The sequence below is a fragment of the Streptococcus sp. 10824 genome (genome assembly GCF_013276595.1).
GTDB classification, from domain to species: Bacteria; Bacillota; Bacilli; order Lactobacillales; family Streptococcaceae; genus Streptococcus; species Streptococcus pseudopneumoniae.
On sequence record NZ_VMLH01000057.1, the window covers coordinates 13320 to 36546 of the forward strand.

20 protein-coding genes, 1 tRNA gene, 4 pseudogenes and 1 riboswitch are annotated in these 23227 nt (G+C 39.3%); of the genes and pseudogenes, 8 read left to right on the forward strand and 17 right to left on the reverse strand.

Translation table 11 applies throughout. The annotated features are described in order from the left end of the window. Positions 1 to 7 precede the first annotated feature (7 nt). The gene (locus HT701_RS05745) at positions 8 to 487 is read right to left on the reverse strand and encodes a GNAT family N-acetyltransferase (RefSeq protein ID WP_050261648.1); all 480 of its coding nucleotides are present in this window, start codon (positions 485 to 487) and stop codon (positions 8 to 10) included. After that, complete coding sequence (locus HT701_RS05750) at positions 477 to 1076, reverse strand: thymidine kinase (protein WP_023944250.1); 600 nt, start codon at positions 1074 to 1076, stop codon at positions 477 to 479. The genes HT701_RS05745 and HT701_RS05750 overlap by 11 nt, the downstream gene beginning before the upstream one ends. 122 nt (positions 1077 to 1198) lie before the next feature. On the opposite strand from HT701_RS05750, the gene HT701_RS05755 reads away from it, so the two are divergent. Further along, entirely contained in the window at positions 1199 to 1381 is a 183-nt protein-coding gene (locus HT701_RS05755; protein WP_001117401.1) for a 4-oxalocrotonate tautomerase, read from the forward strand. 137 nt (positions 1382 to 1518) lie between these two features. Continuing rightward, positions 1519 to 2892 carry a tRNA uridine-5-carboxymethylaminomethyl(34) synthesis GTPase MnmE gene (gene mnmE, locus HT701_RS05760; protein ID WP_023935943.1) on the forward strand — a complete coding sequence of 458 codons (1374 nt, stop codon included), beginning with the start codon at positions 1519 to 1521 and terminating at the stop codon, positions 2890 to 2892. Between the two features lie 45 nt (positions 2893 to 2937). Here the strand turns inward: mnmE and dapA are convergent, their stop codons facing one another. The 4 genes from dapA to HT701_RS05780 all read right to left on the reverse strand — a co-directional run bounded on the left by dapA (position 2938) and on the right by HT701_RS05780 (position 6029). Beyond that, positions 2938 to 3873, reverse strand: a complete 936-nt coding sequence (gene dapA / locus HT701_RS05765; RefSeq protein WP_023935945.1) for a 4-hydroxy-tetrahydrodipicolinate synthase — start codon at positions 3871 to 3873, stop codon at positions 2938 to 2940. Positions 3874 to 3928: 55 nt separating this feature from the next. Then, positions 3929 to 5005: an aspartate-semialdehyde dehydrogenase gene (locus HT701_RS05770; protein ID WP_000542464.1), complete on the reverse strand. Its 1077-nt coding sequence runs from the start codon at positions 5003 to 5005 to the stop codon at positions 3929 to 3931. A gap of 342 nt (positions 5006 to 5347) precedes the next feature. Then, positions 5348 to 5420: transfer RNA gene (locus HT701_RS05775), tRNA-Thr, on the reverse strand. A 99-nt stretch (positions 5421 to 5519) separates the two neighbouring features. Further along, complete coding sequence (locus HT701_RS05780) at positions 5520 to 6029, reverse strand: QueT transporter family protein (RefSeq protein ID WP_000737071.1); 510 nt, start codon at positions 6027 to 6029, stop codon at positions 5520 to 5522. After that, a riboswitch (PreQ1 riboswitch) is annotated at positions 6027 to 6123 on the reverse strand. Its footprint overlaps the gene before it by 3 nt. A gap of 28 nt (positions 6124 to 6151) precedes the next feature. Here HT701_RS05780 and HT701_RS05785 point away from each other — a divergent pair. After that, positions 6152 to 6583 (forward strand): GtrA family protein, encoded by a 432-nt coding sequence (locus HT701_RS05785; protein WP_023932699.1) that lies wholly within the window; start codon positions 6152 to 6154, stop codon positions 6581 to 6583. A gap of 81 nt (positions 6584 to 6664) precedes the next feature. Beyond that, complete coding sequence (gene mscL, locus HT701_RS05790; protein ID WP_023932701.1) at positions 6665 to 7042, forward strand: large conductance mechanosensitive channel protein MscL; 378 nt, start codon at positions 6665 to 6667, stop codon at positions 7040 to 7042. A 45-nt stretch (positions 7043 to 7087) separates the two neighbouring features. Here the strand turns inward: mscL and hemH are convergent, their stop codons facing one another. After that, positions 7088 to 8182: a ferrochelatase gene (gene hemH / locus HT701_RS05795; RefSeq protein WP_138705295.1), complete on the reverse strand. Its 1095-nt coding sequence runs from the start codon at positions 8180 to 8182 to the stop codon at positions 7088 to 7090. A 154-nt stretch (positions 8183 to 8336) separates the two neighbouring features. Here hemH and pepT point away from each other — a divergent pair, with 154 nt between their 5' ends. Further along, positions 8337 to 9560: a peptidase T gene (pepT, locus tag HT701_RS05800; RefSeq protein ID WP_000222058.1), complete on the forward strand. Its 1224-nt coding sequence runs from the start codon at positions 8337 to 8339 to the stop codon at positions 9558 to 9560. A 35-nt stretch (positions 9561 to 9595) separates the two neighbouring features. On the opposite strand, the pseudogene HT701_RS05805 reads toward pepT, so the two are convergent. Next, positions 9596 to 10248 (reverse strand): annotated as a pseudogene (locus HT701_RS05805) (HIT family hydrolase); the annotation flags it as partial. On the opposite strand from HT701_RS05805, the pseudogene HT701_RS11765 reads away from it, so the two are divergent. Continuing rightward, a pseudogene (locus tag HT701_RS11765) lies at positions 10246 to 10410 on the forward strand (IS110 family transposase); the annotation flags it as partial. The pseudogenes HT701_RS05805 and HT701_RS11765 sit on opposite strands and share 3 nt — an antisense overlap. A 76-nt stretch (positions 10411 to 10486) precedes the next feature. On the opposite strand, the pseudogene HT701_RS05815 reads toward HT701_RS11765, so the two are convergent. The 3 genes and pseudogenes from HT701_RS05815 to adcAII all read right to left on the reverse strand — a co-directional run. Next, positions 10487 to 12096: pseudogene (locus HT701_RS05815) on the reverse strand (pneumococcal-type histidine triad protein); the annotation flags it as partial. Between the two features lie 316 nt (positions 12097 to 12412). Continuing rightward, positions 12413 to 15505, reverse strand: coding sequence for a pneumococcal-type histidine triad protein (locus HT701_RS05820; RefSeq protein ID WP_138705297.1), 3093 nt, complete (start codon positions 15503 to 15505; stop codon positions 12413 to 12415). 7 nt (positions 15506 to 15512) lie between these two features. Further along, positions 15513 to 16430 (reverse strand): zinc-binding lipoprotein AdcAII, encoded by a 918-nt coding sequence (gene adcAII / locus HT701_RS05825; protein ID WP_000744536.1) that lies wholly within the window; start codon positions 16428 to 16430, stop codon positions 15513 to 15515. 153 nt (positions 16431 to 16583) lie between these two features. Between adcAII and HT701_RS11455 the strand changes: the two genes are divergently transcribed. After that, on the forward strand, positions 16584 to 16799 hold the full coding sequence (locus HT701_RS11455; protein WP_050222854.1) for a hypothetical protein: 216 nt from the start codon (positions 16584 to 16586) through the stop codon (positions 16797 to 16799). On the opposite strand, the gene HT701_RS05835 is transcribed toward HT701_RS11455, so the two are convergent. The 6 genes and pseudogenes from HT701_RS05835 to HT701_RS05860 form a co-directional block, all read right to left on the reverse strand. Further along, the gene (locus HT701_RS05835) at positions 16772 to 18163 is read right to left on the reverse strand and encodes an amino acid permease (RefSeq protein WP_119919545.1); all 1392 of its coding nucleotides are present in this window, start codon (positions 18161 to 18163) and stop codon (positions 16772 to 16774) included. The genes HT701_RS11455 and HT701_RS05835 overlap by 28 nt on opposite strands. Positions 18164 to 18284: 121 nt before the next feature. Beyond that, positions 18285 to 18842, reverse strand: a complete 558-nt coding sequence (sdbB, locus tag HT701_RS05840; RefSeq protein ID WP_172928981.1) for a thiol-disulfide oxidoreductase-associated lipoprotein SdbB — start codon at positions 18840 to 18842, stop codon at positions 18285 to 18287. Positions 18843 to 18853: 11 nt separating this feature from the next. After that, positions 18854 to 19561, reverse strand: coding sequence for a thiol-disulfide oxidoreductase-associated membrane protein CcdA2 (gene ccdA2, locus HT701_RS05845; protein ID WP_172931299.1), 708 nt, complete (start codon positions 19559 to 19561; stop codon positions 18854 to 18856). A gap of 229 nt (positions 19562 to 19790) precedes the next feature. Further along, positions 19791 to 20207: a transmembrane domain-containing protein gene (locus HT701_RS05850; RefSeq protein ID WP_031222415.1), complete on the reverse strand. Its 417-nt coding sequence runs from the start codon at positions 20205 to 20207 to the stop codon at positions 19791 to 19793. 27 nt (positions 20208 to 20234) lie between these two features. Then, a pseudogene (locus tag HT701_RS05855) lies at positions 20235 to 20432 on the reverse strand (hypothetical protein); the annotation flags it as partial. A 1655-nt stretch (positions 20433 to 22087) separates the two neighbouring features. Beyond that, entirely contained in the window at positions 22088 to 22441 is a 354-nt protein-coding gene (locus HT701_RS05860) for a YSIRK-type signal peptide-containing protein (RefSeq protein WP_023940659.1), read from the reverse strand. A gap of 509 nt (positions 22442 to 22950) precedes the next feature. On the opposite strand from HT701_RS05860, the gene HT701_RS05865 reads away from it, so the two are divergent. Beyond that, positions 22951 to 23227: transposase family protein (locus HT701_RS05865; RefSeq protein ID WP_172931301.1), on the forward strand; the 277-nt coding region annotated here is incomplete at its 3' end.

A 23227-nucleotide genomic window follows, 5' to 3' on the forward strand; every position in this document is an offset into this window, starting at 1 on the left:
TTTCTCCTTATTTCTCAATTGTTAAATCATAGATTGCTACTACTTCGTTCTCGGATATTTCCCCAGTTTCTTTAAATCCATAACTGAGGTAACAATATCTTGCATGTTCATTTTCTGGTTCATAAGACAACCAAAGTTTATTGCTTAAATCTGCTGGCACTGTCCGAACATAGTCTAGTACTTTATCCATAATTGGTTTAAAATATCCTTGATTTTGAAAATTCTTATCAATCATAAAACGAAATAGTAAATAATTTCCACTACTAATTCCGATCTTTTTATCATAAGCTATCATCACAAAACCTATAATTGCATCATTATCATAAACTACCAATGGAGCTACAAAATCTCCATTTTTAGTGTAGACGTATGCTTCAGCTAAACTAATTGCGTTGGTTGCAATGAATTGTTTTTGATATTCCTTGACATCCAAATTCAAAACATCAAAATAATTTTCCATTGTAACATCTCTTAGTTCAATTGTCATAGTTTTGCTCCTTGTTAGAGGTTATCATTGGCGCAAAATAATGTTTACGGCAAACCGAGATATAGGTTTCATTGCCACCGATTTGAATCTGCTCACCATCATAGACTGGCAGTCCATCCTGTGTACGCAAAACCATAGTTGCCTTTTTCTTACAATACTGACAGATGGTCTTGATTTCGTCAATCTTGTCTGCTAAAAGCAAGAGATATTTGGAACCTTCGAACAGTTCATTGCGAAAGTCATTTTTCAAACCAAAAGTCATGACAGGTATATCTAACTCATCAACAACACGAGCTAGATCGTAAACATGGTGACGCTTGAGAAACTGGGCTTCATCGACCAACACACAGTAAGGTTTTTCTGGTAAATCTCGGATATAGCCGAAGATATCCGTCGTTTCCTCAATCGCAATGGCAGGGCGTTTCATACCAATACGACTCGACACATAGCCAACACCGTCACGCGTATCCAGAGCCGAGGTCATAATCACAACACCTTTTCCTTGCTCCTCATAGTTATAGGCCACCTTGAGAATCTCAATCGTCTTACCAGAGTTCATGGTCCCATAACGATAATACAACTGTGCCATGTTTCTTGCTTCACGTCCATTTCTAAATTTTTGCTACATTCTAGTATATCATAATTTTCTTAAGCTTTAAACGGCAAAATGTGGTAAAATAGAAGAAATCAAAACTAGTGGAGGAAGCTATTATGCCATTTGTACGCATCGATTTATTTGAAGGACGCACGCTCGAACAAAAGAAGGCTCTTGCTAAGGAAGTAACAGAAGCTGTTGTTCGCAACACTGGAGCCCCTCAATCTGCTGTCCATGTCATCATCAACGACATGCCAGAAGGAACTTATTTCCCACAAGGGGAAATGCGCACCAAATAAGCTAGCTTAAGCAGAATTGCTTAGGCTTTTTCAATCTCCAAGTAACATTCATTGAAGAAATATCCTAAATTTGTTACAATTTGAAAAGAGACTTGGAAAAATTTCCAAGAAAAGAGCCATTTATTAAAGGAAACATTATGATTACACGTGAATTTGATACCATCGCTGCTATCTCTACTCCCCTAGGTGAAGGGGCTATTGGTATTGTCCGTCTGAGCGGAACAGACAGTTTTGCTATTGCGCAAAAGATTTTTAAAGGAAAAGACTTGAACAAGGTTGCCAGCCACACTCTCAACTACGGTCACATCGTTGACCCTCAGACAGGAAAAGTCATGGACGAGGTTATGGTTGGAGCTATGAAGTCTCCAAAGACCTTCACTCGTGAGGATATTATCGAGATTAACACCCACGGTGGAATTGCGGTAACCAATGAGATTCTCCAACTAGCTATCCGTGAGGGAGCTCGATTGGCTGAACCTGGTGAATTTACTAAACGTGCCTTCCTAAATGGACGTGTTGACTTGACTCAGGCTGAAGCCGTTATGGACATCATCCGTGCTAAAACAGACAAGGCCATGAACATTGCGGTCAAACAACTTGATGGTTCCCTTTCTGATCTTATCAATAATACCCGTCAAGAAATCCTCAATACACTTGCCCAAGTCGAGGTTAATATTGACTATCCTGAGTATGACGATGTTGAGGAAGCCACTACTGCTGTTGTCCGTGAGAAGACTATGGAGTTTGAGCAATTGCTAACCAATCTTCTTAGAACAGCTCGTCGCGGTAAAATCCTTCGTGAAGGAATTTCCACTGCCATCATCGGACGCCCAAACGTTGGGAAATCTAGCCTTCTCAACAACCTCTTGCGTGAGGACAAGGCTATCGTTACAGATATTGCTGGTACTACTCGAGATGTCATTGAAGAATACGTCAACATCAACGGTGTCCCTCTCAAATTGATTGATACAGCCGGTATCCGTGAAACGGATGACATCGTGGAACAAATTGGAGTTGAGCGTTCGAAAAAAGCCCTCAAGGAAGCCGACTTGGTTCTACTGGTGCTAAATGCCAGTGAACCACTAACCGCCCAAGACCGCCAACTCCTAGAAATCAGTCAGGAGACTAATCGCATTATTCTTCTTAACAAAACTGACCTGCCAGAAGTTATTGAAACCTCTGAACTTCCAGAAGATGTCATTCGCATTTCAGTCCTTAAAAATCAAAATATCAATAAGATTGAAGAGAGAATTAACAACCTCTTCTTTGAAAATGCTGGTTTGGTTGAGCAAGACGCAACCTACCTATCAAATGCTCGTCACATTTCCCTGATTGAAAAAGCAGTTGAAAGCCTACAAGCTGTTAACCAAGGTCTTGAACTAGGTATGCCAGTTGACTTGCTTCAAGTTGATTTGACTCGTACTTGGGAAATCCTCGGAGAAATCACTGGAGATGCGGCTCCTGATGAACTCATCACCCAACTCTTTAGCCAATTCTGTTTAGGAAAATAAGAAAAATCCATGATCCTTCTTGCGGTCATGGATTTTATTGTCTTATTAGTAATCTGGTCTTAAAACCCCTGTTACAGTTGCCTTAGTCGCTTCGTAGTCACCATCTACAACAACCTTGATAATGCGTTTGGCATCTTCTTCTGGTGCTGGAACAAGAGGTAGACGAGTTGGACCAGCTTCAAATCCCATATAGTTCAGAACTGCCTTAACAGGAGCAGGACTTGGATAAGAGAAGAGGGCATTGACCTTAGGAATGAATTTACGTTGAATAGCTGCAGCTTTCTTCATATCGCTTTCTGCAATGGCAGTAAACATCTCGTGCATTTCATCCCCATTTGTATGAGAGGCAACAGAAATAACCCCATCCGCACCAAGGTTCATGGCATGGAAAGCATCTCCATCCTCACCTGTATAAATCAAGAACTCTTCTGGCTTGTGCTCAATCAAGTAAGCCATATTGGCCAAGCTGGTACATTCTTTGACACCAATAATATTTGGATGGTCAGCTAAGCGAAGCATGGTTTCTGGAGTCAATTCGACAACTACACGCCCTGGAATGTTATAGATAATAATTGGTAGGTCAGAAGCATCTGCAATAGCCTTAAAGTGCTGATACATCCCTTCTTGAGAAGGTTTATTGTAGTAAGGAACAATAGCAAGCCCAGCAGCAAAACCGCCGAATTCCGCGACTTCTTTGACAAACTCGATAGAGTCACGCGTATCATTGGTACCAACACCCGCAATCAAAGGAACGCGTCCATTGACAATCTTTTGTACAGCCGCAAACAACTCCAACTCTTCATCGTGAGTCAAGGTTGGACTCTCAGCAGTGGTCCCTGCGAGAAGAATTCCATCCGTATGATGAGCCAACAAATGCTCAATCAAGGCTGGAATAGCATCAAAGTTGATGGAACCATCCTGATGGAAGGGGGTAATAAAGGCTGTGATGATTTTACACTCTTTTAAATCTTGATAAGACATGAAAACACCTCTCTATTTCAAAGAAGGAGTTCATCTGAACTCCTAAACAATATGACTATTTTAATTCAAATTTCAATTCAGCTGTTGGACGAACCAAGCCACGTTCATGAAGAGTTTCAGCAATCTGAACTGAGTTCCAAGCAGCACCTTTGAGCAGGTTGTCTGAAACAACCCACATGTGGATTCCTTTTTCAGCATCCAAGTCTTTACGGATACGACCAACAAAGGTATCACGCGAACCAACTGCATTGATAGCTTGAGGATAAATTTGATGAGCTACATCATCTTCAAGAACAGCACCCGGGAAGGCTGCGATAGCTGCTTTGACTTCTTCGATTGGAGCCACTTCTTTTGTTTCGATATAAACAGACTCAGAGTGAGCTGATAAGACTGGAATACGAACACATGTTGCTGAAACGGCAATACTATCATCTTCCATGATTTTCTTAGTTTCCTTAGTCATCTTCATCTCTTCATAAGTGTAATCATTGTCAGTGAAGACATCAATTTGTGGAAGAGCATTAAAGGCGATAGGATAATGTTTCTTGTCACCACCTGAAGGCAAGATTTCGGCATGCAAATCACGTGGGGTTACACCATCATTCAAGACTTCACGAAGTTCACGTTGTGTCTCAAGAATTGCTCCCATACCAGCACCTGAAACGGCTTGGTAAGTTGAAACAATGATACGGTCCAAGCCCCATTTTTGGCGAACTGGCTCAAGAGCCACCATCATTTGAATTGTTGAACAGTTAGGGCAGGCAATGATCCCATTGTGGGCATCAAGTGCGTGAGCATTGACCTCTGGAACAACCAAAGGAACGTCTGGATTTTGACGGAAGTAAGATGTATTATCTACTACTACCGCTCCAGCTTTAACTGCGTATGGTGCATACTTAGCTGATGTCGAACCACCTGCTGAAAAGAGAGCAATATCAACTCCCTCAAAAGCTGTCTCAGTCGTTTCTTCAATCGTAATATCTTGGTCTTTAAATTTCAAAGTCTTGCCTGCTGAACGTGCAGAAGCAAGTAAACGAATTTTATCGATTGGAAGTGTTGATTCTTCCAACATTTTTATCATCTGAGCACCGACAGCACCTGTCGCGCCGACTACAGCAACTGTATATCCCATAAATAACCTCTTTCGGAATTTTCTAAAAATTTCTATAATAGAAGTATTATACTACTTTTTCCATGAATTGCAAAGCTTTTTTATCATTTTTTGAAAAATAAAAATCCCCAGTCGCTAGACCAAGGACTAAGAGGCATCTTCATGTGATAAGCAGGTTCACACAACTCATCAAGGTCCGCTCCTGCGTTATGACCTCCTTATGCTCAATAGTAGTCCGAAGACTACCTATCGACTCATCGCATATTCTATATTACTAGAGATACTTGATTTTGTCAATAAGAAATTTTTTCGATCGAGTATAACAAAAAACTCTCGTATTCAAGAGTTTCCCTATACATATCATGCTAATTGCCGGGATTGAACCGGCGACCTCATCCTTACCATGGATGCGCTCTGCCAACTGAGCTAAATCAGCTTACTTGAAAAGTATACTATAATCAGAAAAGCTTGTCAAGTTTCCTTAGAAATTTTCTATAAGAAAAAGCCAGGTAAAGGCTACCTAGCTTGTCTTCTTCTATTTGCTTAAATCGATTCGACGACCAATTTTACCAATGATAATCGCTCCAATAATCAATGAGGCAAATTCACCGATTCCTGTTGTAAACCAAGTAAGGAAAAATGGTAATTCTGCTACAATATTTAACTCTGCAGCGATGGTAAACATGGAAATTGAAAAGAGGATTGAAAAGAAGAAATGATCTTTTCGAATCAATCCGTTAAAGAGGTAATCCTTGCTATATTTTGCAAAAAGCCAAACACCTAAACTGAGGAATACCAAGGTTGATCCGCCACCAACAAAGACATCTAGTAGTCCGAAGCTAAAGAAATTAGCAATCATACAACCGATAGTAACTCCGATGATGTACTTGGGATTGTAAAAAGCCATAAAGTTCATCATTTCTGAAATACGAAACTGATAAGCACCATAGCTGATGGCATTTAGGGGCGGTGTGACAGTCAAAACGACATAAATAGCAGCAACGATTGCAATATCTGCAACATCACGAATAGTTAATTTTTTCATTTTTTCTCCTTTGGCGGTTATCCGCGTGTAATATGCTTGGTGAAAGAAGCTAAGCACCAAGGGTTGCTTTATTCAACCTTACTAGTATAGCACAATAGCCTGCTTTATGCTATACTTAAAGCATGAAAAAACCTATTCAAAAATTTTTTAACAATGAAATCTTAGCCTATCTCTTTTTTGGCCTTGCAACAACTCTAGTTTCGATTCTCTCACGACTAGTCATTTATCAACTAAGTCATCAGGAACTCCTTGCTACTGCCCTAGCAAATATTATTGGTATCCTATTTGCCTTTATCACAAATGATACGATTGTATTTAAGCAAGCAAGGAAGAATCGACTTATCCGTTTAGTGAAATTTTCTCTTGCTCGCCTTTCTACTTTTCTGTTAGACTTGTTTTTAACTTTTCTCTTTGTAACCCAATTTCCTCACATCATAGGTCAATTCGTAAATGAAAACATTGATAAGATAAATGCTATTGAAACAATAATTGCACAAATACTCATTATTATCATCAATTATATCTTGAGCAAGGTCTATATTTTTAGAAAATAATGCTCCATTTATGAGCCTTTTAATTGCCTTCTATAATGATTTAGGATACAATGAAACACGAAACGTTGAAAGGAAAACAGTATGTTAAAAAATCTAAAATCATTCTTGCTTCGAGGAAATGTGATTGACCTTGCTGTCGGTGTTGTCATTGCCTCTTCTTTTGGTGCTATCGTTACTTCACTTGTAAACGACATTATCACTCCTCTTATTTTAAATCCCGCTTTGAAAGCTGCTAAAGTCGAACGTATCGCTCAACTTTCTTGGCATGGAGTCGGCTATGGTAACTTTTTAAGTGCTATTATCAATTTTATCTTTGTGGGTACCGCCCTCTTCTTTATTATCAAGGGTATTGAAAAAGCACAGAAACTGACTGGCATAAAGGAAGAAAAAACTGACGAAAAAAAACCAACCGAATTGGAAGTCCTTCAAGAAATCAAAGCTCTTCTTGAGAAAAAATAATCGTTTAAAAGGATCTAGCGCAAAGAAAGCTAAATCCTTTTTTCTTTACTCTTTGGGTAACTTGCCTGCTTTCTCAAGCATTTTTTTGATCAAATAAGGCATCTTAACATTCTCCCGCCCTTTTTTCTCAATCAGTTTTTTCACAAATTCTGGCATTTGTAAATCTTGAGATTCAGCCAAAATGTTTTTCGTCTCGTCTGAAGGAACTAATTCATCAAAGGTTTCTTCTTCCAGGAGAAATTCCTTAAACTCTTGATGTTCATTGGCTCTGACTGTATTGACCAAGGCATCAATTAAACGAGAATCCGTATTTGGCATTGGTGGACGATGGTAGTTCACACCCAATTCTTGACACAAGTCATAACATTCCACATCATTATCAAACAAGACCTCAATATGCTCGCTAATGAAGCTGATAGGAACAAAAATATAATGGTCTGGATGTTCTGTCTGTTCTCTGAGATACTCCAAAACATCTGGCTTAATCCATGGAATCCCAATATCACTCTCACTCTGCCAAGTATTGGTATATTGTTCAGAACTCAAGCCTAGTTTTTCAGCGACTAACTTGCTATTTTCGAAAATTTGGTCAATATATGGGTCACCAAAATCCAAGGCAAAAATGGGCACACTGTGGGCTGAAAAGATGACTTTAAAGCTATCCTGCTTTACTTCTTCTTTTAAAATCTTAGCAATTTCATCTGCCCAATAGTTTAAGAGCTCTTCTTCCTGATACCAGTCCTTAATGACCAAAAATTGAATTTGTTTGCTTTCTAAAAATTTTTCATAGCCCATGACAGAGTAGAAAGAATAATGAGGCTCCAAAATCAAACAAATACACTGTTCAATGCCGTCTGCTTCCATCTGACCAATCGCATCTGGAATAAAAGGGCTGGAAAACTTATTGGCAAAATAGACACTATATTCATTTCCTAGCCTAGCTTCTACCAAGGCAACCTCTTGACGGGTAATTCTTTGCAGAGGTGTGCCCCCAATTCGTACATAATTATCATAGAGTGTTTGAATTTCATGGTCTTGAGGTCTCACTCCACGACGAATATTTGTGAAAAAATCAGCCACACCTTCAAAGGTAATCTCTTCTGGTGAACCAAAGGTCATCATTAAAATTGCTTTTTTCATATATCGCTTCCTTGTGATATTTTTATCAAGTTTATTTTATCATGAATCCACTGATAAGTAAACGCTAACATAGCAGATTGCCCTAACTTCTGTCTTTTGTTTTTCTCTTCTTTCTATGATACAATGGAAAAAATGAATTCAAAAGGAGTTTTTTATGACTTATCCAAATCTCTTGGACCGCTTCTTGACCTACGTTAAGGTCAACACGCGCTCTGATGAACACTCTACTACTACTCCAAGTACACAGAGTCAGGTTGACTTCGCAACAAATGTCCTAATTCCTGAAATGAAACGTGTTGGACTGCAAAATGTTTACTATCTACCGAATGGTTTTGCTATTGGAACCTTGCCAGCCAACGATCCGTCTTTAACACGTAAGATTGGTTTTATATCGCACATGGATACTGCTGATTTTAATGCTGAAGGAGTCAATCCACAGGTAATTGAAAACTACGATGGTGGTGTGATTGAACTAGGGAATTCTGGTTTCAAACTCGATCCAGCTGACTTCAAGAGTCTTGAAAAATATCCAGGACAAACGCTCATCACAACAGATGGAACAACCTTGCTAGGTGCTGATGACAAGTCAGGAATTGCTGAAATTATGACAGCCATTGAATATCTAACTGCTCATCCTGAAATTAAGCACTGTGAGATTCGTGTTGGTTTTGGTCCAGATGAAGAAATCGGTGTTGGTGCCAATAAATTTGATGCAGAAGATTTTGATGTGGATTTTGCCTACACTGTTGATGGTGGTCCACTAGGTGAACTTCAGTACGAGACTTTCTCAGCCGCTGGTGCTGAATTGCATTTCCAAGGCCGTAATGTCCACCCTGGTACTGCCAAAGGGCAGATGGTCAATGCCCTTCAGCTAGCAATTGATTTTCATAATCAACTTCCAGAAAATGACCGACCTGAGTTAACTGAAGGTTACCAAGGTTTTTACCATCTAATGGATGTGACAGGTAGTGTTGAGGAGGCGCGTGCAAGCTACATCATTCGTGATTTTGAAAAAGATGCCTTTGAAGCGCGTAAAGCATCCATGCAATCTATCGCTGATAAGATGAATGAAGAACTTGGGAGCAACCGTGTCACTCTCAACTTGACAGACCAGTACTACAATATGAAAGAAGTCATTGAAAAAGATATGACTCCAATTACCGTTGCTAAAGCCGTTATGGAAGATCTAGGTATCACGCCTATTATCGAACCAATCCGGGGTGGAACAGACGGCTCTAAGATTTCCTTTATGGGAATCCCAACTCCGAATATCTTTGCAGGTGGCGAAAATATGCACGGACGTTTTGAATACGTTAGCCTTCAGACTATGGAACGTGCAGTTGATACCATCATTGGCATCGTAGCTTATAAAGGCTAAAAAGACGAGGTGGCTCAGCTACTTCGCCTTTCTTTTTATTCTACTGGTTTTTCTTGATTTCCAGTAGTTGTAGAAGATTCTGTTGTTTTATTTTCTGAAGTTGATTCAGCAGGTTTAGAATCTCTTGTATTGCTTGGTTTGTTTTCGTCGCTAGCAGTTTCAATGTTAGATCTGCAGTTGCGTTTGGTTGGTTCTCAGCACTGGTGTTATCACCATTTGCTTCAGCATTTCTTGCTGGACTTGTTTCTTCACTTGCGCTAGCTTTTGACTGGATTTGATGATTCAAAACTAGAATAGCTTTTGTCGATTCAAGTAAAGCTGTTTTGTCTTTACTATTAGCAGAAAGTTGATCTAATAATGCATCCACCTTATCAAAGTCCGCATCAGATCCATTATTACTTTCTAAATAAGAGTGAAGCGACATGAGAATATCGTAGAGTTTTTGATAGAGTACAAGTGTCTGAGAATCTTGCTCAGCATTTTCCTTTTCTTGTTGAAGGGCGCTAGCGATACGAGTCAAAACATCTTTTACCTGACTGTTTACTTCATCCAAGTCTGCATCAGCCTTGTTTGTGGCAGCTTTTAGATTTTCTACTTCTTCTGCCAAGGATTGTCTGATTCCTTCTTCATGGATTTGTTCCAAGAGTTGATTTGCCTTGTTCAAAAGACTTTCTACTTCTTCCTTGCTATCTGTCGCAGATTATTGGTTGCTATCTACCATGTACTCCTAAAACAGGAGAGTTATAATCCAAGATTACAAGGCCTTACAGAAATAAGAAATCCAGATAAGACAATGTTCGTCCAAGACGCTATTCGCTTCGCACAGCAGCACGGATTCAATATGCTTTAATTTTAAAGTTTAGGTGTCAAGACCTCTTTTTAGTGTGCCCAAAATTTAGAGAAGTAATCAATCAACTAACTTTTATTTTTTTCAAACTTTCAGTAAACTGACCTAAAGCTAACTCAATCTGTCTTTGTAGATGCTTCTGCTATCAGCTAGAAGTTGATCTACTTTTGCCAAGACTGCCTTCTCATCAAAAGTTCCAGGTTGATAGTTGGATTGCAGGGCTGGAATTTTGTTTTTCAAGGCTACTTCATAGCCCTTAGTTTGAACCTTGATGTAGTGATTGTGGTCTCCATGACTCATGACAAAACCTGATTCATCTTCAGCGATAATACGATTGGCATCAAAGCCGTGTCCACCTTCTTCATGTTCCTCATGTGAAACACTAGGATTGGCTGCAAGAGACGGCGAAGGTGCTACTAGACCATTGTTTGGAAGAGTCGGTTGCCCAATTACGGTCGATTTTGGAATGTAATGGAAATGATCACCATGTCTTACAATATAAGCTGTTGCTGTTTCCTCGACAATATCTTTAGGATTAAAGATATAACCATCAGATGTTGAAGAGATAGGCTTATTTGTAAGTAATGAGGCATGATTCAAAGTAGATGGACTACTTGAAAGACTTCCTAGACTAGACGCTGCTTCATGAGGTTTTTCATTTGTAGAGACCGTAGAACCAGTTCCACCGATAGGCACCATTCTAGCAATCTTTTCTTCTAAAGGAGAGAGTTTGCTGTAAGGAATAAAGTGATAATGGTCGCCATGCGGAATCGCAACTCCATTTGGCGTACGACTGATAATCTTAGCAGGGTCAAAAACCAGACCGTCTGATTCACTGTAACGTTGGTCACTAGGTGAATCGTAGAGTTCTTTCAATAGACTTTGGAGATTTTCAGCTTTGCTTTCTGGCTTGCTAGTTGATTCTTTCTCTATAGCTTGATTAGTATTATCACTAGCTGTTGAAGAATAGCTTAGCTGACTTGGTTGCGTATTTTTGCCAGCTAAATGAGCTTTTGCTGCTGCTAACTCACTAGCAGACAAATCACTTTTTGGAATATAGTGATAGTGACCTCCGTGAGGAACGATATAGGCATCACCCGTATCTTCGATAATATCAGCTGGATTAAAGACATAACCATCATCTGTCGTATAACGTCCCTGAGACCTTGCTACAGCAATATCAGAGCTGACCTTCTCATTATCTTTGACATGTTCTTGTTTTTGACGATTGATTTCATCTTTAGTTCGAACATTATCAGCATGAGCTGCATCTTTCAGGTAGACATAATATTTTCCATCGACCTTGATGATATAACCACCCTTGACTTCATTGACAATATCAGCGTCTTTAAGTTGGTAGTTTGGATCCTTCATCAAGAGTTCTTCACTAAAGAGGGCATCATAAGGAACTTTCCCATTATAGTAATGATAGTGGTCACCGTGTGACGTCACATAGCCCTGATCTGTAATTTTGATGACAATTTGCTCAGCCTGAATTCCTTCTTTTTGGCTAACCTGATCTGGTGTCAGATTTTCAGTTTTCTGACTTGACTGGCTGCCATCCACATAAGAGACACGCTTATTGTCCTTATTTTCCTGCGAACGATGCTGGTTTTGTGCATAGGCACATAGACTCAAGGATACGATAACAGCTGATCCAGCTGCTATATATTTTTTACTGAATTTCATAAATCCCTCATTTCAATAAATGATGAAACTTTTTCTTAACTTCTTTTTTCTCGGTTAAACAATTTTTCTAAACCGCTTATTTAACCATTTAATTAACCAATAAATAGTTTACTATTTAAAATTATAGAGAAATGAAATAAGAATAGGACAAATTGATCAGGACAGTCAAATCAATTTCTAACAATATTTTAGAAGTCAAGGTGTACTATTCTAGATTCAATCTATTATACTTCTGTCAAGTTTCTGTTACTTTCTTCTAAAAAAGAGAAGCAACACGAAAGGTTACTTCTCCATAAAATATGCTTCATTCTTTTTACTACTGTATAGGAGTCGGTTGACTCTCTTTTAACAAAGCCAAGAGACTATCTACTTCTGCTGAAATAGTGTTATTATCTTTCGTTCCGAGAAGAAGACTACTTTTTAGACCAGTCAATGTCTCCATAGCATTTTGTCTAATACTAGAATCTGTTACTTTTTCTAGCAAGTCCTCCGCCTCTGCTATCTTAGCGTTAATAACAGAATGCTCTACTTGAGGAATTTCAGCCTCATCTGTAGTATCTTCAGCTTCTTCCTCTGTCTCTTCCGTATCAGTGCTTGGTTTATAAAGATTATCTGCTGAAGGATTTAAACCAGCGTGATTCTCTTTTTCATCAGATTCAGGGTGAGTTGGCTCACTTACTTCATCATGTTCCTTATCTTCATCAGGTTTACTGTCTTGGTCTGCCTTATTTTTACGAACATGGTCGCTAGCGTTACCAAAACCATTATCTGAATGCGGACGTTCGTTTGGATGTTCGACATAGTACTTGACAGTCGCCAAAAGATCCTCAAGAGTATACCCCTTAGGTGCCTCATAAAGGCCTTCGTCAAACCACTCAAATTTGATGTTATGGTAATGGTCATAATGAGGTATGATTAAACTACCGTTTTTGACTTCTACAGTATATTGAAGATTGTAAGGCATACGATCAAGTGGCACCTTCTTAGCTGCTTTCACGCGGTTGTAGATAGCTTCTGCTCCTTTTGCCTCAGTATTTCCTGAATCCTGATGGTCTGTCGAAGGAGGGGTCAAACCTTTCTCTTTAGCATAAGCCTGGGCTGCCGCTCTCTCAGCTTCAGACAAACTATCTTTTTTAATCCAGTGGCTATGGGTCATATGTGGAGTTACATAGGCATCCCCCTCATCACTGGTTATATCACGAGGATCAAAGATATAACCGTCTTCTGTTGTGTACTTGCCTGCCAACTTGGCTACTTGAATCTCATCATCAGTGTAGGTAATTTGCGAATTTGGTTTGCCAAGGCGTTCTGGGTGGGTAATTGGTGCTAGGAATGCCAATAAATCATCTACCAATTTTACTTTATTAGAAGATTCATTATTCAAGCGTTCTGCTAATTTGTCTAAAGCTTGGAAATCAGAAGTACGACCTTTATTTTCAGACAAGACTTTATGAGCCTGGGTTAACAGATTGTAAGCTTTATCATAAAATTCTTGGTCACGAGGAGCGACATTTTCTTTTTTAGCAACTAGAGCATGTGTCTCTTGAGTTTTCTTAGACAAGAGATTTTCAATAGCATCAATCTTATCCTTAGCCAAGTCTTTAGCAAAAACATAGTGACTGACACCAGCAATTTCCACAACATAGCCTTCTCCAACTTTTCTAACAACCTGTTCTACTGCAAAATCAGTTTGTTTTTTCTCAGTTGATGGTTGAACTTGCGGTTTTGGTGCTGGTTTCAAATAATGCATTCCTGGCAAGACTGCACCATTTTGTCCCTTAACAGCAATCATACGAGCCAATTTTTCTTCCAAAGGTGACAGTTGTGAATAAGGAATAAAGTGATAATGGTCTCCGTGCGGTACAGCAACACCATTGGCTGTACGATATGTTATTTGTGCCGGATCAAATACTAGGCCATCAGATTCTACATGGCGTTCTGATAAGGGTTTAGCATACAATTCACGTAAAAGGCTTGGAATGTTTTCCCCTTGATTTTGATGATAAGTTGGAGTGACAGTCAGATTGTGGTTCTCTGACAATCTTGGTTGAGCTGGATTTGCATTATGACTAGAACTTGAAGAAGGACGAGATCCCTGCTTCCCATTCCAATAGGCTTGGGCTGCAGCCAATTCTCCTGCAGACAAATCACTCTTAGGAATATAGTGAAAATGATTTCCATGCGGTACAACAAAAGCGTCACCTGTATCTTCAATCACATCTGTTGGACTAAAGACATACCCATCATCCGTTGTATAGGCTCCTCCAGTTGCTCTATTCGGTGCCTGCGTATTGAGATTAAAGTTTGCTTTAATGGCTGAACTTGGTTTCGCAGGACTGCTTGGTTTCGTATTATCAGAATGCTTTTGAACTGGCTGACCTCCAATTGGTAGATTTCGAGCCAATTTTTCTTCCAAGGCAGACATTTGCGAATAAGGAATGAAATGGAAATGATCTCCGTGAGGTACTGCCACACCATTTGCAGTACGTTTTGTAATCTGTGCTGGGTCAAATACTAATCCATCAGACTCCACATGACGTTGGCTAAGTGGCAAAGCGTACAATTCTTGAAGGAGACTAGCTAAATCCTCATTTTGACTCTCAGGAGTTGTTGTAAGATTTTGAGGAGTTTCAGATGGACTCGTTCTCACACTAGATCTTGTTTCTCCCCTGCTAGAACGATATTCAACCGTACTTAATTGACCGCCTTTTCCAGATAAGAAGGCTTGGGCAGCAGCTAATTCACTGGCAGACAAATCACTCTTAGGAATATAGTGGAAGTGATTGCCATGAGGAACAATATAGGCATCGCCTGTATCTTCAATGATATCAGAGGCATTAAAGATATAACCATCATCCGTTGTATAACGTCCTTGGGCTCTGGCTGCAACTACCGCCTGATTGTTTGAACCGCCACCGTGATTACTACTATGTTCCTGCTTCTGACGTTTAATCTCTTCTTTTGTCCGAATATTATCCGCATGGGCCGCATCTTTAAGGTAAACATAGTATTTACCGTTTACCTTAATGACATAACCACCCTTGATTTCATTGACAATGTCTGAATCCTTCAACTGATAATTCGAATCTTTCATGAGGAGCTCTTCACTGATGATGGCATCATAAGGAACCTTGCCATTATAGTAATGATAATGGTCTCCATGAGAAGTCACATAACCTTGATCCGTAATCTTGATAACAATTTGTTCAGCATTGATTCCCTCTCTCTTACTGACTTCATCTGGTGTTAAGTTCTCTGCCTTTTGACCAGCCTGATTACCATCTATATAAGCAACTCGATTAGACTCTTTCTTAGCCTGACCAGCTTGGTAACGACCAAGTTCATAGGAACAAACACTTAGGGCAAGAACTGCCACTGAACCTGCTACATATTTTTTATTGATTTTCATTTTTTCCTCACTTTAATTCTTCTGCTAGAACACTTATATTTTCTTCAAGATTTTCTAAATAGGTCTTGTCATTTTGTGGGTCTGCCTCTAAAGGATTCAGAGTTTTAAGACCTACACCTGTTGATTTGACAAGAGTTTCAGCTACTTTTGAAGAAGCGTTACTTTCTGTAAAAATCGTTTTAACCTTATAGGTTTTAACAAATTCCTGAATTTCTGTTAGTTGTCTTGGACTTGGTTCTTGTTCCGGAGAGATACCTGCAATACCAAGTTGATTGAGTCCAAATCGCTTAGCTAAATAAGAAAAGGCTGTATGTTGTGTTACAAATGTTTTCTGAGTCGCTTTTTCAAATTTAGGCTGGAATTTCTTAGTCAATTCTTGAGCTTTTTTGATAAAGGCTTGCGCATTTTTTTGGTAAGTTTCTTTATGCTCACTATCCGCCTCCGAAAGCTTATCAGCGATAATCTGAGCTTCTTCGCCAGCTTTTTCAGGATCTAGCCAAGTGTGAGGGTCATAGAGCGTTTTTTCATCAACTCCATCCCCTGCTTCTACATCTTCTAGCCCTGGGACGCGGTCTAAAGTCATTCCCTCTGAAGCCTCTAAAACCTTCACTTTGGATTTTTTTAGATTGGGATCTAAACTTCCTGCCCAAGATTCGAGCGTATGTGAATGGTAAACAAAGACATCTGCATCATAGATGGCTGCGATGTCATTTGCCGAAGGTTCAAAAGAATGAATCCCACTACTTGACTGAATCATCCGAACATCATTCAAGTCACCAGATACTTCCTTAACCATAGCGTAGATAGGATAAAAACTGGTCACAATTTTCATCCCCTTTCCTGTCTGGCTTTCCTTTTGACTACAGGCTCCTAGCAATAAAAGAAAGACACTTAACAAGACTAAAAATAAATTTTGTTTCTTCATGAACAACTCCTTAACTGTTTAATTAACTAGTAAACATTCTACTCCTAAAAACTTAATCTGTCAAGATATTTTTAGAAAAAATTTGAAATTTCTTTCACATATAAAAATCTGCTGAGTTTCAACAACTCAACAGATTCTCACTTTATATACTCAATGAAAATCAAAGAGCAAATTAGGAAGCTAGCCGCAGGCTGCTCAAAGCACGACTTTGAGGTTGCAGATAGAACTGACGAAGTCAGCTCAAAACATGTTTTTGAGGTTGTAGATGAAACTGACGAAGTCAGTAACCATACATACGGCAAGGCGAAGCTGACGTGGTTTGAAGAGATTTTCGAAGAGTATTATTCTTCTATGGTAGAATGCTTATAACCATAAGTGAAGTAAATAATACTTCCTATCAACAAAGCAACTAGGAAAGCAATCCAAGTTTCCATATTATACTGCAACATGAAGGATAGACAAATGATGATTGATAAAATCGGTAATAAGGGTACCAATGGTGTTTTAAATTCTCCTGCTTTGGGCATTCCTTTTTCTTTCCGTAAGCGAATCAGGCCGTAAGCTAGCATAATCAAGTAGGCTAAGGTACAAATATTTAAGAAGGCTGCGATACTAGCAAGAGGGAACATTCCTGCTGCTACTGCTGAAGCTAGACCTGTTAAAATAGTAGCATTCTTTGGTACCTTGCTAGTCTTGGTTAGTTCTTTAAAGGCGGCAGGCATTAAGCCATCGCGCGCTAAACTGTAAATCATACGCGATAGGGCATAGGTCATCGAGATACAAACTGTAATCAAGGTCAAGATAGCCACTAATGACACATAGTTGGCTGCCCAACTGATCCCAACGCTACGAAGGGCAAAGGCAACGGCATCATTGACATTTAAATGACTATAGTGAACCACACCAGTCAAAACAAGCGTCACCAAGGCATAGAGAATGGTTACGATAGAAAGCGATAAGACAATCCCTCTAGGAATATTTTTTTGAGGAATCTTGACCTCATCTACAGCCATAGAGATGGATTCAAATCCCAAAAAACCGAAGAACATTAAGGAGGCACCAGCCATAATACCAGTACTAGCACCATAGATTTGTCCAAAACCATAAGGAGCAAAATTACTCCAATTATCAAGTTTGATATGCCAAATTCCTACTAAAACAAAGAGAGCTAAAGCCGAGAATTTCAAAATAACTAGAATAGAATTAAAGCGTAAGGCTGCTTTAGCATTGAGTAAAACAAGCGAGGTCACCAATACCAAGACAAGAATAGGCAATAAATCAACAAATGTCCCTGCTTGAGGATTAAAGGTACCATTTAAAGGCTGAGGAAGGGCTATCCCGTATTGAGAGAGCAAGCCTTTAAAATAAGCTGCCCAACCCGAAGCTACGCCTGATATGGCTGTCATGAACTCCATCATGGTTAACCAACCAGCCAACCAGGCTGGGAATTCTCCTAAAATAGCATAGAGATAACTGTAGGCACCACCTGTAGCAGGTACTCGTGAAGCAAATTCTGCAAAAAAGAGGGCTGATAATCCCACACACAAGGCAGAAATGACGATTGAAATCACTAGGGCTGGACCAGCAAGTGTGGCAGCTGCAGTACCTGTAATTGTAAAGATGCCTGTCCCTACCATGGCTCCGATACCCAGCAAAATCAAATCCCATAACTTCAAATGCCTGTGCATCTCCGTTTTATCCAAACTTACATTCTTTGTTCTAAATATATTCATATTTCTTCTCCAAATAAAATGATGATTCTATTTTACCATAAATATAGGAGATTTGTGACTATTTATAAAATATTTTTCTAAAAAAATCTGACTACATCTTGTAATCAGATTTTTATCGATTCTAGTTCATTTCTTTAAATGCTGCTTCTGCATCCGCATTACTGATAGCACCAAATTGAATCTTTCCAATCTTTCCTTGACTATCAATTAGGTATTCTGTAGGAATGCTTCGAATTTGATAAGCTTGGAAGGTTGTTGCTTTAGTATCATAAAGAACGGGAATATCCTTATATCCTTGTTCTTGGAACCATTGTGGGAATTGATCAACAGTTTTTTCACCTTGAATTCCTGGTGCAATGACACTAAGAATTTCAAAATCGCGATCTGGTTTTGCAGCTAATTCCATCAACTCAGGCATACTTTTCTTACATGGACCACACCAGGAAGCCCAAAACTTCAAGTAAACCTTTTTACCCTTAAAATCAGATAACTTGACTTCTTTACCATCCATGGATTGCAAGGTGAAGTCTGGAGCATCTTTCCCAACAGCAATTTGCTGTACAGGCGTTTCTTGTTTTGGCTGTTGTGGGGCTTGAGTTTTTTTAGTTTCTTCCTCACCACAGGCTATCAATACAACTAATGACAAGAGACTTAAGCCAGCAAACATTACTTTTTTCATCATTTTCTCCTTTATTCAAAAATTCCAGCTAGAACATTTACTTGTCCTAATAGTAACAAAATTCCCATTAAAATAATGAGGAAACCACCAATTTTCTTCAGTAGCATCATATGGCGCTTGATTTTACTAAAATAAGGCATTACTACACCTGAAGCTAGAGCCAAAACCAAGAAAGGAATGGCCATCCCCAGAGTGTAGATAAGAGTATAGATAGCTCCTTGCCAAGCACCATTGCCTCCAGAAGCCGCAAGCGCTAAAACAGAACTCAACACTGGACCAATACAAGGCGTCCAACCAAAGCTAAAAGTAATACCGAGTAAAAAGGCTGACCAATAACGATTGGCTTCTGATTTCTTAAAAGTAAAGCTTTTTTGAACCTCTAATTTCTTAAAATGAAAAATTTCCATCTGGTGAAGTCCCAAAATGATAATAATTGTTCCCATAACATATCGAAACCAATTTGCATAGAGAATATGACCAAAGTAACCAGCACCAAAGCCTAGAATAAAGAAAATGAGTGAAATACCTGCGATAAAGCAAAGTGTTCGAATCAAGCCTGACCAGAGAACCTTTCTCCCAAATAAAGAAAAGCTTTTTGCGCTTTCCTGATCATCCAATAAAATCCCAGCATAAACAGGTAACAGAGGAAAAATGCAAGGGGAAAAGAAGGACAAAATCCCTGCTAAAAAAACGGAGATTGAAAATACTATCGTTTCCAATAAAGGACCAACTTTCTTAAGATTTCTAATCCTATTTTACTATATTCAATTTTATTTGTAAGCTTTCTGCTACGCAAAATCGTATCGGGCACTATTGGACTAATCTTTTCTTTCGCTAGTCAAGGCGGATCTTATCCCCAAAATAGCCAAAAAGCAACGACAAGGGTTACTCGTCGCTGCTTTTGTGAACGGAAATGTCTTTTAGGTCTGACATTTCATAAATCATGTTTTACTTGAGTTTGTCAAGGATTGCTTTAAGCTCCTCTACTAGTTTAGCTTCTGTCTCTGCTGAGCCATTTTCCTCTTTCACGAAATCAAGGGTTTCTTGGAGAAGGTTTTGGGCTTTGGCAAGGACTTTTTTATCCGCTTTTTCTGCATCTAGCTGTCCAAGAACTCTTGTCAATTCCGTGATTAATTGCTGGATTTCTGACTCTTTCTTACGGCGAACCAACCAGAAGGCAATCACGCCTAGAAGGGCGAGTAGACCGACTACAATCACTCCTGCTGGAACTGAGTTTGTTTCAGTCATCTTATCTGAATCCTTACTATCTTCCGTTCCTTGCTTAGTATCCTTCTTGTCCTGTGCAGGCTTGCTGTCGCTAGCATTTGCTTTCACATCTTTGAGAGAGTCCAAGGAAGCCTTCACAGACTCTACTGCAGTACGTAGACCTTGCTCTGTCAAGGCACTATCTTCCAGAGCTTTTTGAGCATCTAGGAGGACCGCCTTGGCTGCATCGATTTTCGGATTAGATACTGTTGCCAAAGCTTTCAAGCGTTGGTCTAACTCTTGAGTCAAGGCACGAAGTTCAGACTTGTCAACTTGCTCTTGAGCTGGAGCTTGTGTGCTCGTTGAGCTAACTGAAGGACTTGCTGCCGCTCTAGGTGCTTGAGTCGGAGCTGGAGCAGGACTTGCAGGTTGACCCGAAGCAGTTGGTTGAGACGGTTGTGGAGCTGGCTCAGATGGAGCTGTTGGAGTCTCAGTAGCTCCTTGGTCTGGCTGAGTAGGAGTAGAAGGTTGCGATGTTACGTTATACGAATCGGGAATTGGATAATATCGTTTTGATGGCAAGCTGACTGGTGTTGAAGAAGCACTAACTTCACTATTACCATGTTTAGCTGTCGCACTTACTTGAGTTCCTGCACTAGCCGCATTATGGGAAATTGTAACAACACCACTTACTCCATCAATGCTGACACCTGATTTTGTTGGTGTTAGGCTCCAGCTTGACCCTGATTTCGTAGCTACAACTTTGTCGCTTCCAATGCTAATTTCTACATGGTCTGCATTCGCACTTGGTGTTACCGTTACATTGGCATTCGCTTCGCTAGAGGCAACTGTTGGTTTTTCAGGTGTTGCTTCTTTAGCTACTGGTACTGTCGCTCTTCTTTCATCACTAAACCAGGAACCACGTTCTCGTGGATTACCATCGTTTACGTTATTATTTACTTCGATAACAGTGAGTGCTCTAAATTTATCTGTTCCTATCTTATTAACTCCAGACTTATAATCAGACTGGGTAATAGTAATTTGGCGTGCAGAACCATCCCCATCATTATTAGGAGATATATCTTTAGAGGCAAGTATATTATAACCTTCCGGATAAGCTAATCCATCCGTACTCCCTCCATAATTAGAAATATCCGAACCTCCGGTTACCAAATATACTTTCATCTTTGCGCCATTAGGTAATTTAGGAACATAAGGAATTGTCACATCAATATTAGGTTTTTCATTAGCTTTACCTGCTAAGCTCGGGACACTTGCATCTGTACTATCATTTGGTGTATTAATAGTCGGCTTCTGAAAAGGGAGATAGTATCCAAATTGTGTCGTCTGACTACCGCTTGAAGTAGTTACTGTTACATTCAATAAATACTGACCCCTACGCGGAGTAATTCCGTCGAAAGTCAAAGATGCTTCACTCCCATTGACAGAAGATTCGACCTTTAACCCCATGTTTTCATGACCAGTTACAGATATGCTAGTAATTTTCTCATGATTTGATTTAGCACTAATTTTCAAAATATTACCAAATACTCTATCTCCACCTGGTACTACTAGTATATTAGAAACTTCTATTTGTTTACGTACTGCATTCCATCTCCCAATTGTTAATCCTGCTATATTCCGTCTTTTTCTTACATGAACTCCTCTTTCCTCAGAATTTTCCTCACTATCATTTTTTGACATCATCACTTGATTACCATCTAGTAACTTGTGAGCTTTTTCGACAAGTTCTCCAGAAATCTTTCCGTCGTCTGAAAGTCCTAACTTTTCGTTGATAGTATCTGCTAAGTTTTTAAAAGCTGCTGCCGACTCAGGATTGGATTCTTTCAATCTTTTAGATGCATCTATCAATTTATCATATAACTGATCCCCATCTTCTTCTTGGGATTGATCTATCTTATCTTCTCTATTAGCTTCTTCTTTGATAATTGAGGATTTTTCTTCCAACTCTGGTTGAGCTTCTTTTTTATATTTCTCTACCTCGGACACTGGAGATAACTCACTCGATACAGGTTTAACTACACCATCAACTTTTCGTCACCTTTATTCTCTACTGTTGACTCAGCTTTTCCTTCACCATCTTTAGCTTGGCTGTCTTGCTCTTCTTTATCTGTCTCTTGAGTTTTTGGTTTATCCCCTTCCTGTTCTACGTTAAGATTTTGATTGCTTGTATCTGATGGCGGTAAGACAGATGGATTCCCAGTGTTGCCATTTCCATCCTGACTGACCACTTCTGTATTTACTTCCGCCGCCTGGACTTCTGTCGCTGGATTAGCTATAAAAAAGACAGACCCTAGCAAGACTGAGACTGCTCCAATTGAAAACTTGCATATAGAAAAGCGTTGGCGCTCATTCATTTTAAACTGTTTCATGGTTTTTTACCTTTCTTTCTACCCTGTCTTTGCTCCTCTAGCCATGGTCATGCAGGCATCAACTCGCAATAAAAACAGGAAAACATGACCTTTTTTCATCTTAAACAAATGACAAAAAGCCCAGTGTTTACTAATACTTCATTATATCAACTTAGTTCCCTTCCTTCAACCTCACTTTGTTTTAGAAAATCGATGATTATATATATATGCATGTTGCTTATTTTAAAGGATTTAGAGGCTCCTTATTTGAAAATTTAGTATATTTTCGTTATTTTCAGAAATTTTAAATTTATATGACATTCAAAAGAAGCTGTTCGTCTTGCTATCTATCGCCAGCAAGAACTATCCTAGACTCAGCAAATAAAAAAACAGGCTCTCCGAAAAATGGCTCTATAATATTTGTAGTGGGTAAATCCCCTATAGATATTATGGAGCCTATTTTGTGTAGAAAAAAAGTCCCATATCATCTATAATGAAAAGCGACAAAATAACTCATTAGAAAGAATCATATGGAACAATTACATTTTATCACAAAACTACTCGATATCAAAGACCCTAATATCCAGATTCTAGACATCATCAATAAGGATACACACAAGGAACTCATCGCCAAACTGGACTATGAAGCTCCATCTTGTCCTGAGTGCGGAAGTCAAATGAAGAAATATGACTTTCAAAAACCTTCTAAAATTCCTTATCTTGAAACGACTGGTATGCCTACTAGAATTCTACTTAGAAAGCGTCGATTCAAGTGCTATCACTGTTCAAAAATGATGGTCGCTGAAA